Raw genomic sequence first — 11,249 nt, forward strand, 5'->3', positions numbered from 1 at the left:
CGCGCCCGCCGGCCGGGGGGCGGGGCGTGAACCGGGTCGGACCGCTGCTCGTCGTCGCGGCCGTGCTGCTGGTCGTCGCCGGCTGCACCCCGTCCCCCGTCCCTCCCCCGTCCGGTCGCTGGCTGCCCCGGCCGGGGGTGGCCTGGCAGTGGCAGCTCGACGGGCGGGTCGATCCGCGCGCCGAGGTGCCGGTGTACGACATCGACGGTTTCGAGAACGGCGAGGCCGAGGTGGCGCGCCTGCACCGGGACGGCCGCAAGGTGATCTGTTACATCAACGCCGGTGCCTGGGAGGACTTCCGCCCCGACAAGGACGCCTTCCCGGCCGCCGTGCGCGGCCGCGCCAACGGCTGGGACGGCGAGCGCTGGCTCGACATCCGCCGGCTGGACGTTCTGCGCCCGCTGATGGAACGGCGCTTCGACATGTGCCGTGCCAAGGGGTTCGACGCGGTGGAGCCTGACCTCCTGGACGGGTACCTCAATGACACGGGGTTCCCGCTGAGGACCGAGCACCAACTGGCCTACAACCGCATGATCGCGCGGATCGCGCACGAGCGGGGCCTGTCGGTGGGCCTCAAGAACGATCTGCCGCAGATCCGCGCGCTGGTGGACGACTTCGACTTCGCCGTCAACGAGGAGTGCGCCCAGTACCGCGAGTGCGCACTGCTGACTCCGTTCGTCGAGGCCGGCAAGGCGGTGTTCCACGTCGAATACGCCCTGACGGCCAAGGAGTTCTGCCCGGAGTCGCGACGGCTGGGCCTGTCGTCCATGCGCAAGAACCTGAGACTCGACCCCTGGCGTCAGCCGTGCTGACAACCCGTGGGAGGGCACTTGCGGGAACCGGCCCACGAGCCCGGTCCTCCTCTGTACGATCACCAGCGCCGCGGGGGGCCGCGGCGGTACGAGGGGGGCGGGGATGAGTGGCGGGATCCTTCCGCGCAGACGCCGTTCGCGGCTGCGCGGGCTCGCGGCGATGAGCGCCGTCGCGGCGCTGCTCGGCGGCTGCGGCGGTGGCAGCGGTCAGGACGGTCCGAAGCCGGGTACCCGCCCGTCCTCCCCGGCCTCCGGCATGTCGCCGTCGGCACCGCGGCCGCCGGACGGCGCAACGCCCACCAGCCCGTTCAGGGCCGATCCGGCGCGGGTCCCCGGAACGGCCCGGCAGGCACAGTCGCTGGCCGACACGGTGACGTTGCGGCCGCAGGACTGGGGGCGCGACTTCGTCGCCCAGTCGACGTCCGAAAGCCGGCCGGGGACGGCGGCGGTGCTGGACGAGCGGTGCCAGTGGCAGCGGCAGAAGCTGCCCCCGGGTGTGCTCGCCTCGCTGTCCCGCTACAGCGAACTGCCCGGCAGCGCAGGACGGGGCACCTTCAAGGTGACGGCCGTGGTGACGGTCCACGCGACCGAGGCGGGCGCCGACGACCAGATGGCGACGACCCTGGAGGAGGTGCTGCGCTGCCCGGAGCAGCAGGTGCGCGCCGACGAGCGGATCACCCAGCTGATGTCGGCGGGCAGCCCGTACGGGCGCCGTCAGAACCACTATGCCGACGACACCCTGATCGAGAAGGGTCTCTACAGCAGCGGTGAGGGCACCTACGAGTACCGGTGGCTGGTCCACCGTCTGGGCACGGTGACGGTGGCGGTCGCGCTGAAGGGCGCCAAGGGGTACACCACGGCCGAGGTCGAGCAGTTCGTCGTGCGCGCCGTCCTCATGCTCGACCGCGTCCAGGCCGCACTGAAGGGTCAGGTCTGATGGAGCCGCTGCGATCGTCCGATCCCTCCCGCATCGCCGGCCACCGGCTGCTGGGGCGCCTCGGCGCCGGCGGCATGGGCGTCGTCTATCTGGCGCGCTCGCCCGTGGGCCCGCTGGTGGCGCTGAAGGTCCTTCAGGCGGAGTACGCCGAGGAGGAGGGCTTCAAGGAGCGGTTCCGCCGTGAGGTGGCGGTGGCCCGGCGGATCACCAGCCGGTGGGCGGTACCCGTGGTGGACGCGGATGCGGACGCCCGGGCCCCGTGGCTCGCCACCGCGTTCGTGCCGGGGCCCTCGCTGGCCGAGGCCGTGACCGCGTACGGGCCGTTGACCGGGCGGGGGCTGCGGCTCCTCGGCGGACGGCTGGCCCTGGCCCTGAGCGAGGTGCACCGGGCGGGGCTGGTCCACCGGGACCTCAAGCCCGGCAATGTGCTGCTCGCCCACGACGGGCCGAGGCTGATCGACTTCGGCATCGCGCGGGCGCCGGAGGACACCGTGCTGACGGCGACGGGTCTGGTGGTCGGCACCCCCGGCTATCTGTCGCCCGAGCAGGCCCTGGGGCAGGGCGAGGGAACCGTCGGGCCGCCCAGCGACCTGTTCTCCCTCGGCTGCGTCCTGGCGTTCGCCGCGACCGGCCGGCCGCCGTTCGGATCGGGTCCCGTGGACGCGCTGCTGTACCGGGCGGTGCACGACTCCCCCGACCTGGACGGCGTGCCGGCCTCGGTGCTGGAGGTCGTACGGCGCTGTCTGGAGAAGGACCCCGAGCGGCGGCCCGTCGCCGAGGACGTGGTGCGGGAGCTGGCCGAGGACGGTGCGGAGGAGGGCGGTGACGCCCCGGGCTGGCTGCCCGAGGCGGTGACCCGGCTGATCGCCGAACGCTCGACGGCGGCGCTCGGGCTGCCGGACGTCGACAACACGCAGGTCGCGGTGGCGGAGGACCCCGCCGGGCGCCCGGAGGGTACGGCCGGGGAGAGTGCCGCGGCGGCCCCGGACGGCGTGGCGGGAGGCACCGCCCCGGACGGCGACGGCTCCGCGGGCGCCGGCGAGGACACCGCGAAGGACACAGCCGACGACGCGGCCGGCCGGGGGCCGGGGCGCCGCCGTCTCCTGCTGGCCGGCGGAGCGGTGGTGCTCGCGGCGGGCGGTGGGACCGGGCTGTGGGCGCTGACCCGGGGCGAGGACCGCCGTCCCGGCGCCACCTCCTCGGGCCGCGCCTCGTACACCCTCGCCGCCCAGGGCGATCTGAGCGGCGAGCACCGGGAGACGGGGCGGGCCCAGGAGCGGGGACTGCGGCTGGCCGTCGAGGAGTTCAACGCGCGGACCGGCCGGCCGTACGACCTGAGGGCCGAGGTGGTCGACGACAAGGGTGACCCCGCCACGGCGGCCCGGCTCGCCAAGGAGCTCACCGCCGACGCGTCGGTCCTGGCCGTCGTCGGACCCAGCACCGACGCCACCGCCGAGGCCGCGCTCCCGGCGTACGACGCGGCGCTGCTGCCGGTGGTCGCGGTCTCCCCCGGAGCGATCACCCTCGCGAACGGCGGCTTCCGGTCGTTCCTGCACGCACGGCTGCCGGACACCCTCATGCCCTTCTACCTCGCCCCCTATCTGCGCGGCCCGGGGCGCTCACGCACCATCGGCATCATCAACGACCGCGCCGGCGACGCCTATGCCTGGGAGATCAGCAGCACGATCAGCCGACTGCTGCAGAAGGACCGTTACCCCTCCGTGCCCAAGGTGGTCGGCCTGCTGCGCGCCGACTTCGGCCCGGCGGTCGACGCGATGGTCGCGGGCGGCGCGGACTCCGTCGTCTACGCGGGTCCGCACGACCGTGCGGCGCTGATCGCCCGGACCCTGCGGGAGCGGGACTTCACCGGTGCGCGGGTCTCCGGGCCCGCTCTGCTCGACCCCCGCTTCCTGTCCGCCGCCCGGGAGGCGGCCGAGGGCTGGGTGATCGCCGCGCCGGTCGTCGACGCCTCGGTCAAACCGGAGGCGAGGACGTTCGCCACCGCCTACGGCAGGCGCTACGGCCAGGCCCCGCCCCGGTGGGCCGCCGAGGCGTACGACGTGAGCGGCATGCTGCTCAAGGCGCTGTCGACGCTCCCGAAGGGCCGGAGGACCCGCGAGGATCTGCTGGCGGCGGTGCGGGCGGCCACGTACCGGGGCATCACCAAGGCGTTCGCGTTCCAGCCGAACGCGGCGTCGCTCGTCATCGACGGCACCGGTGTGTTCCTCTGGCGGGTCGAGCGGGGCCGGTTCGTGTACGCGGGTCCGGCTCCGCTCGCGTGATGGAACCACTGCGCCCGGCCGACCCGTCGCGGGTGGGCCGCTACCGACTTCTGGGCCGCCTCGGCGCGGGCGGCATGGGAGTGGTGTTCCTGGCCCGATCGCCCGGGGGCGCGGTCGCCGCGGTGAAGGTCATCCGCGCGGTCCACGCGGACGACGAGGGCTTCCGCGCCCGCTTCCGCCGTGAGGTGGCGGCGGCCCGGCGCGTGGACAGCCCGTGGGTGGTCCCGCTGCTGCACGCGGACCCCGACGCACCGGCCCCGTGGCTGGCGACGGCGTTCGTGCCGGGTCCGTCGCTGGCAGAGGTGCTGGAAGCGCACGGGCCCCTGCCGGACGGCACCGTGCGGGTCCTGGGGGCGCGTCTGGCCGAGGCCCTGGAGGCCGTGCACCGAGCGGGGCTCGTGCACCGGGACGTGAAGCCGGGCAACGTCCTGCTGTCCCTGGACGGGCCCCGGCTCATCGACTTCGGCATCGCCCGGGCTCCCGACGGCACGGCCCTCACCTCCAGTGGCGTCATCATCGGCTCGCCCGGGTTCCTGTCCCCGGAGCAGGCACAGGCGCGGGGCGGGGCCATCGGTCCGCCCAGTGACGTGTTCTCGCTCGGGTGCGTCCTGGCGTTCGCGGTGAGCGGGGTACGGCCGTTCGGCGGGGGCGCCTCCGCCGGGATGCTGCTGCGCACGGTGTACGAGGACCCCGATCTGCAGGGGGTGCCGGACGGACTGGAGTCGTTGCTGCGGACATGCCTCGACAAGGACCCGGCCCTCCGCCCCACCGCCGCCTCGCTGCGCCAGGAACTCGACGCGGCGGCCGGGAGCGGGCCGGCCGGCGTCACGCACTGGCTCCCCGAGGCGGTCACCCGGCTGATCGCGGACCGCTCGGCCACGGTGCTCGCGGTCGGCGCGATCGAACCGACGCAGGTGGCGTCGGCGCCGGACCCGGCGCCGGACCCGGGCCGCCCGGCGGACGGCTCCCCGGCATACGGCACCTCCCCGGCCACGCCCGGCCCGCTCACACCGGGCGCGGTCCCTCACGACGCCGCGACCGTGACCGCCGTGCCGGTGGGCGGCGCGGCCCCGCGAGGAGGGCCCAGTCGGCGCGTCCTGCTGTCGACCGCCTCGGCCGCGGCCCTGGCCGCGGGAGGCACCGCCCTGTGGTGGGCGACCGGCCGAAACCGCCGGGCGGCCCCGACGGGTGACCGCCCCGCTCTCGCCATCGCCTTCCACGGCGATCTCTCCGGCCCGCACAAGGATGTGGGCCGGGCCGAGAGGGACGGCGCGCGGCTGGCCGTGGAGCAGCTCAACGCCGGGTCCGCCCAGCCCTTCACGCTCGATCTGAGCGCCTACGACGACGCCGGTGACCCGGCCCGGGCTGCCTCCTTGGCCCGGCGGATCGTGGCGGACCGTGCTGTGCTGGCCGTCCTGGGACCCACCACCGACGCCGGCCTGGCAGCGGTCGAGAAGACCTACACCACGGCGGTGATGCCGCTGCTGTCCGTCTCGGTCGGCACCGGGGCACATGTCGGCGGAGGCGCGACGACGTCCGTATTCCGTTCCCATGCGGCACTCCAGAGCTCGGACGACCTCATGTCCGCCCCGTGCGTCAAGTACCTGGTCGGGCGGGTCGACGCCCGCCGGGTGATGCTGGTCGACGACCGTGCCCAGGGTGATTTCAGCTGGATCCTGTGCGACTACATCCGCAGGGCGCTCCTGCCCGGCGGGCGGTCCGTCACCCTCCGGACCATCCCGGCCGGAAGGCTCGACCCCCGGGCGCTCGCCGCCGAGGCGGTGGCCGCCCGCTCGGACGCCGTGGTGTTCGCCGGGGACGCCGAGCGGGCCGGCGCACTGGCCGCGGCTCTCGCGTCCGCCCGCTTCACCGGGGCGCGCATGGCGACACAACGCGCCTTCGGACCGGCGTTCCTGCGCACGGCGGGGGCCGCCGCCGACGGCTGGGTCTTCGCGACCACCTTCATCGATCCGTCGGCGGAGCCCGCTGCCCGTGCCTTCACCGCCGCCTACCGGGAACGTTTCGGCACCACGCCGTACTGGTACGCGGCCGAGGCGTACGACGCCGTGCGCTTTCTCGCCGAGGCGCTGGACGTGGACGGCGGACCCCTGGCCGAGCGGGGCGCGATCGCCCGCCGACTGCGGGAGATCAGCCACAAGGGCATCAGCAGGGATCTCGCCTACCACGACGAAAAGTCCGGCTACACGATGGACGCGCTGTTCCTCTTCGAGGTGAAGGGCGGCCGGTTCCGCTACCTCGGCCAGTACGCCGAGGCGATCGGCTGAGCCGGCCGTCAGGCCAGGCCGAGCAGACGCTCGGCCGCGTCGACCGTCTGGGCGAGGAGCACCGCGATGGTCATCGGCCCGACACCGCCGGGGACCGGTGTGATCAGCCCTGCCCGGGTCACCGCGGAGTCGAAGTCGACATCGCCGACGTTGCCCGGGTTGTACCCGGCGTCGATCACCACGGCGCCGGGCTTGATGTCCTCGCCCTTGATGAAGCGGGGCCGTCCGACGGCGGCGACCAGGATGTCGGCCTCCCGTACGGCGGAGGACAGGTCGGTGGTGTACGAGTGGCAGTAGGTCACCGTGGCGTTCCTGGCGAGCAGCAGCATCCCCGCGGGCTTGCCGAGGATGGCACTGCGACCGACGACGACCGCCCGCTTGCCCGCCGGGTCGACCTCGTATGCGTCGAGCAGCCGCATGATGCCGCCCGGCGTGCAGGAGACGAAGCCGGGCAGACCGAAGCTCATCGTGGCGAAGGAGCTCACCGTCACCCCGTCGACGTCCTTCTCGGGGGCGATCGCCTCGAACGCGGCCCGCTCGTCGATGTGCGGGCCGACCGGGTGCTGGAGCAGGATGCCGTGCACGTCGGGGTCGCGCGAGAGGCCTTCGAGGGCGGCGACGAGCTCGTCGGTGGTCGTCGTGGCGGGCAGTTCGATGTGCCGGGAGGCGATGCCGGCCTTCTCACAGCGGGCCTGCTTCATCCGTACATAGGTGACGGAGGCGGGATCCTCGCCGACCAGGACGGTCGCCAGACAGGGCCGGGTTCCGGTACGGCGGGTGATGCCGGCGGCGCGGACAGCGGTCTCGTCGACGAGTCGGCGGGCGTGGGCGGTGCCGTCCATGAGGCGGGCGGACGAGGTGGTGGACATGGGTCCTCCTGGGCGTCGGAAGCTGATCGCTGATCGCCCAGGCGCACGGCAGTGACGGAGGTCCGCCGGGCCGCTCCCCGGTGGTGATCCACCCAAGCGCCAGTCACGGCCCGCCGACGAGTGTACGCGAGGAACGTGTCCGGCCGGTTGTCATCGCGCGCTTGTGGGCACCCGGCGCAGCGGCCACGATGGCACCGGTACGGGGTGGGCGTCACCGATGTCCTCGATGGGGAGGCCGAGTTGAGCGACTCCTGGGTGGCTCTGGAACCGGGTGCCGACCCCGTGGAGCGGTCCGGTGCGCTGCGCAGCGCCCATGACGCGTTCACCGCGGACGGGCGGGTGCGGCAAGCGGTCCGCCCGGTGGTGGCCGAGTCGTGGCGACGGTCCGCGCGGGCCCGGGTCAGTCCGGACGGCACGGCCTGTGTGGAGCTGGGCGACGACGAGCTGGAGGCGTACCGGACCGGGCATCCGCTGGCCGGCGCGATGCCGGTGATCCGGGAGCTGATGGGGGCGTACGCCAGGGACGGCGAGCACCTTGTCGCGGTGTGCGACGCGCACGGGCGGCTGTTGTGGGTGGAGGGCCATACGGGGGCACTGCGGCGCGCCGGGCGGATGAACTTCGTGGCGGGCGCGCGCTGGGCGGAGTCCGCGGCGGGGACGAACGCTCCCGGGACGGCGATCGCCGTCGACCGTCCGGTACAGGTCTTCGCCGCCGAGCACTTCCGGCGGCCGGTGCAGGCGTGGACGTGCGCGGCCGCGCCGGTCCACGATCCGCGTACCGGGCGGCTGCTGGGCGCGGTCGACATCACGGGCGGAGACCGGCTGGCGCACCCCCACAGCCTGGCGTTCGTCCAGGCGGTGGCGAGGGCGGCCGAGTCGCAGCTGGCCCTGCTCTCCCCCGCCCCCGCCGTGGACCGGGCCAGGCTGTCGGCGCTCGGCCGGGACGAGGCGCTGCTGGTCGTGGACGGGCGCGAGGTGCGGCTGAGCCGTCGGCACAGCGAGATCCTGGTGGTGCTGGCACACCATCCGCAGGGCCTCGGAGGCGACGAGCTGATGGCCGCGCTGTACGAGGAGGGTGCGGTCACCCCCGTCACCCTGCGGGCCGAACTGTCCCGGCTGCGCGCCCTGCTGGGGCCCGGTGTGCTGTGTTCGCGACCCTACCGTCTGACGGCTTCGCCGGACGCGGACTTCGACACCGTGTCCCGTCGGCTCGCCTCCGGCTCGGTGACGGCCGCGCTGAGCGCGTACGCGGGTCCGCTGCTGCCCGGCTCGTGCGCGCCCTCGGTGGTCCGGCAGCGGCGGCTGCTCGCCGACCAGGTCCGGGCCGCGCTGCTCGCGCGGGGCGACGCGGCGCTGCTGGCCGACTGGGCGTACAGCCCCTGGGGCGAGGACGATGTGGCGGTGTGGCGGGCGTTGGCCGCCGCGGTACCGGCCGGGCGGCGTCCGCCGGTCCAGGCGCGGGTGCGGGCGCTCGACGCCGAGCTGGGGACGGTCCGTGCAACGCGGTTGCAACGTCCCGGTTCCTAGCCTCGGCGTGAGCGCCGCCCGGACGGCGGGCGGCGCTCTTCGAGAGAGGCCCGTGGATGACCCGTTACGCAGCGCCCGGCACCGAGGGCGCGATCGTCTCGTTCGCGTCCCGCTACGACCACTGGATCGGCGGTGAGTACGTGCCGCCCGCGCGCGGCCGTTACTTCGAGAACCCGAGCCCGGTCGACGGCCGCCCCTTCACCGAGATCGCCCGCGGCACGGCCGAGGACGTCGAGCGGGCGCTGGACGCGGCGCACGCGGCGGCACCTGCCTGGGGCCGGACGGCCGCCGGGGAGAGGGCCGGCGTGCTGCTGAGGATCGCCGACCGGATGGAGGCGCATCTGGAGGAGCTGGCGGTCGCGGAGAGCTGGGAGAACGGCAAGCCGGTTCGCGAGACGCTGGCCGCCGACATCCCCCTGGCCATCGACCACTTCCGCTATTTCGCGGGAGTGCTGCGGGGCCAGGAGGGCACGCTGAGCCAGATCGACGAGGACACCGTCGCCTACCACTTCCATGAGCCGCTGGGCGTCGTGGCGCAGATCATCCCGTGGAACTTCCCGATCCTCATGGCGACGTGGAAACTGGCGCCGGCGCTCGCGGCGGGCAACGCGGTGGTGCTCAAGCCCGCCGAGCAGACTCCGGCGTCCATCCACGTCCTGATGGGGCTGGTCGCGGATCTGCTGCCGCCCGGTGTGGTCAACATCGTCAACGGCTTCGGGGTGGAGGCGGGCAAGCCGCTGGCGTCCAGCCCTCGCGTGGCGAAGATCGCGTTCACGGGTGAGACGACGACCGGGCGGCTGATCATGCAGTACGCCTCCGAGAACATCAAGCCGGTCACACTGGAACTGGGCGGCAAGTCGCCGAACATCTTCTTCGACGACGTGTGGGCGGCGGACGACGACTTCCGCGACAAGGCGCTCGAGGGGTTCACGATGTTCGCCCTGAACCAGGGCGAGGTGTGCACCTGTCCGTCGCGTGCGCTGATCCAGCGCGGGCACTACGGCGAGTTCCTGGAGGCGGCGATCGCCCGCACCGAGCGGATCGTGCCGGGCCACCCCCTGGACACGGACACGATGATCGGCGCACAGGCGTCGAACGACCAGCTCCAGAAGATCCTGTCGTACCTGGACATCGGTCAGCAGGAAGGCGCCAAGATCCTGACGGGAGGCCAGCGCATCGATTACGAAGGTGAGATGGCGGGCGGCTACTACGTGCAGCCGACCATCTTCGAGGGCGACAACCGGATGCGCGTCTTCCAGGAGGAGATCTTCGGCCCGGTGGTGGCGGTGACCTCGTTCACCGACTTCGACGACGCGATGGCGACGGCGAACGACACGCTGTACGGCCTCGGCGCGGGCGTGTGGACACGGGACGGCTCCACCGCGTACCGGGCGGGTCGCGCGATCCAGGCGGGTCGCGTATGGACGAACTGCTACCACGCGTACCCGGCCCACGCGGCGTTCGGCGGGTACAAACAGTCCGGGATCGGCCGCGAGACCCACCGGATGATGCTGGACCACTACCAGCAGACGAAGAACCTGCTGGTGTCGTACTCGCCGAAGAGGCTCGGCTTCTTCTAGCGGCCCGATAGAAGGCGCCTGACCTGGGGCTTTCCCCGGGTCAGGCGCCTTCCTGGAGCGCACGCCCCTTCCCCTGGGGGAGGCGTCGAAATACTCCTCTTCTTCCAGTTCATCCCGCCCGTATCCCAGTCCTGACCAGCAGTTCCGGGCCATACACGGGCCAGATTGCGCCTCAGCCCTTGGCGCTGCTGTCCTCGCTGCGCCGGTTCCACTCCTGCATCGGCTCCTCGATGAGCCGGTTGGAACGCTCCTGAAGACCGTCCAGGAACTTGGCGTAGTGCTGGCAGAGCACTTGGACGCTCTGGCCAGCCCGGCGCGCGCATTCGGCAGGATCCACACCAGAGTGCAGCCCACGGTCCACTTCCTGATCCAGCGCGCGGAGCGTCCCACCTCCGACGCGGAGCAGGCACCGGGCGGCATCGGCCCGCTTGTCCGGTCGCCAGGCGAAGGCGGGCGGCCGCTGCCGTCGCCGCCGACGCGCTGCGTACGACGCTGCAACCCCTCGGCTCGCTGGTTTAGGACGTGCACGACGCGGTCACCACCGGGGCGACTTCGCCCACTGAGGTGTCCGTCACCTTCGGCGTTCGGCTCGGAAACGACCTCAAGCTCGGCATTGTCAGTGGCAGCGGTCAGGCGCATCTGACGGTCACCGCTACTTGGAAACCGGAACAGAACCAGGCACCCGGGTCGTGACAGTACCTGGGGGCCACGATCATGCTGGCACCGACACTCGGAGCCTCTATGGCCACTCCTCTTGGTGAGCGACACGGCCGTACAGGACGTGGCCGGGGAGAAGGGTTCCGGCGGGGTCTGGCTTTGTTCACCGGTTTCGACAGCGGTTGTTCAGTGCTTCGGGAGGCACCCCGGCCGCCGGCGTGTTCGATGTTCACGAGAAGCGACAGCACCCGCGCGCCGGTGAGAATGTTGCCGCTCCAGGCGGACCCTACGAGCTACGGG

General features: G+C 73.2%; 8 protein-coding genes and 1 riboswitch. Of the genes, 7 read left to right on the forward strand and 1 reads right to left on the reverse strand.

The annotated features are described in order from the left end of the window. The first annotated feature begins 26 nt into the window (after positions 1 to 26). The 4 genes from PUR26_RS34390 (at position 27) to PUR26_RS34405 (ending at position 6,316) form a co-directional block, all read left to right on the forward strand. On the forward strand, positions 27 to 812 hold the full coding sequence (locus PUR26_RS34390; protein WP_443077260.1) for an endo alpha-1,4 polygalactosaminidase: 786 nt from the start codon (positions 27 to 29) through the stop codon (positions 810 to 812). Between the two features lie 103 nt (positions 813 to 915). Further along, on the forward strand, positions 916 to 1,749 hold the full coding sequence (locus PUR26_RS34395) for a hypothetical protein (RefSeq protein ID WP_329878831.1): 834 nt from the start codon (positions 916 to 918) through the stop codon (positions 1,747 to 1,749). Then, on the forward strand, positions 1,749 to 4,031 hold the full coding sequence (locus tag PUR26_RS34400; RefSeq protein ID WP_329878833.1) for a bifunctional serine/threonine-protein kinase/ABC transporter substrate-binding protein: 2,283 nt from the start codon (positions 1,749 to 1,751) through the stop codon (positions 4,029 to 4,031). The genes PUR26_RS34395 and PUR26_RS34400 overlap by 1 nt, the downstream gene beginning before the upstream one ends. After that, positions 4,031 to 6,316 (forward strand): bifunctional serine/threonine-protein kinase/ABC transporter substrate-binding protein, encoded by a 2,286-nt coding sequence (locus PUR26_RS34405; RefSeq protein ID WP_329878835.1) that lies wholly within the window; start codon positions 4,031 to 4,033, stop codon positions 6,314 to 6,316. Before PUR26_RS34400 ends, PUR26_RS34405 begins: the two co-directional genes overlap by 1 nt. An 8-nt stretch (positions 6,317 to 6,324) precedes the next feature. Here the strand turns inward: PUR26_RS34405 and PUR26_RS34410 are convergent, their stop codons facing one another. Continuing rightward, positions 6,325 to 7,185 carry a bifunctional 5,10-methylenetetrahydrofolate dehydrogenase/5,10-methenyltetrahydrofolate cyclohydrolase gene (locus PUR26_RS34410; protein ID WP_329878837.1) on the reverse strand — a complete coding sequence of 287 codons (861 nt, stop codon included), beginning with the start codon at positions 7,183 to 7,185 and terminating at the stop codon, positions 6,325 to 6,327. Positions 7,186 to 7,213: 28 nt separating this feature from the next. Then, positions 7,214 to 7,302: riboswitch (ZMP/ZTP riboswitch) on the reverse strand. 123 nt (positions 7,303 to 7,425) lie between these two features. Between PUR26_RS34410 and PUR26_RS34415 the strand changes: the two genes are divergently transcribed. The 3 genes from PUR26_RS34415 (at position 7,426) to PUR26_RS34425 (ending at position 10,985) form a co-directional block, all read left to right on the forward strand. Continuing rightward, positions 7,426 to 8,712 carry a GAF domain-containing protein gene (locus tag PUR26_RS34415; RefSeq protein WP_329878839.1) on the forward strand — a complete coding sequence of 429 codons (1,287 nt, stop codon included), beginning with the start codon at positions 7,426 to 7,428 and terminating at the stop codon, positions 8,710 to 8,712. A gap of 56 nt (positions 8,713 to 8,768) precedes the next feature. Then, positions 8,769 to 10,292 (forward strand): acetaldehyde dehydrogenase ExaC, encoded by a 1,524-nt coding sequence (gene exaC / locus PUR26_RS34420; RefSeq protein ID WP_329878841.1) that lies wholly within the window; start codon positions 8,769 to 8,771, stop codon positions 10,290 to 10,292. Positions 10,293 to 10,814: 522 nt separating this feature from the next. Then, entirely contained in the window at positions 10,815 to 10,985 is a 171-nt protein-coding gene (locus PUR26_RS34425) for a CU044_2847 family protein (protein ID WP_329878843.1), read from the forward strand. The last annotated feature ends 264 nt before the right edge of the window (positions 10,986 to 11,249 follow it).

It is taken from the genome of Streptomyces sp. SP18CS02, assembly GCF_036322365.1.
Taxonomy (GTDB): domain Bacteria; phylum Actinomycetota; class Actinomycetes; order Streptomycetales; family Streptomycetaceae; genus Streptomyces.

Excerpts from the sequence above, each read along its gene's own strand:
- PUR26_RS34395 (WP_329878831.1), top strand. The coding sequence starts at position 916 with ATGAGTGGCGGGATCCTTCCGCGCAGACGCCGTTCGCGGCTGCGCGGG.
- PUR26_RS34400 (WP_329878833.1), top strand. The coding sequence starts at position 1,749 with ATGGAGCCGCTGCGATCGTCCGATCCCTCCCGCATCGCCGGCCACCGG.
- PUR26_RS34405 (WP_329878835.1), top strand. The coding sequence starts at position 4,031 with ATGGAACCACTGCGCCCGGCCGACCCGTCGCGGGTGGGCCGCTACCGA.
- exaC (WP_329878841.1), top strand. The coding sequence starts at position 8,769 with ATGACCCGTTACGCAGCGCCCGGCACCGAGGGCGCGATCGTCTCGTTC.
- PUR26_RS34410 (WP_329878837.1), bottom strand. The coding sequence starts at position 7,185 with ATGTCCACCACCTCGTCCGCCCGCCTCATGGACGGCACCGCCCACGCC.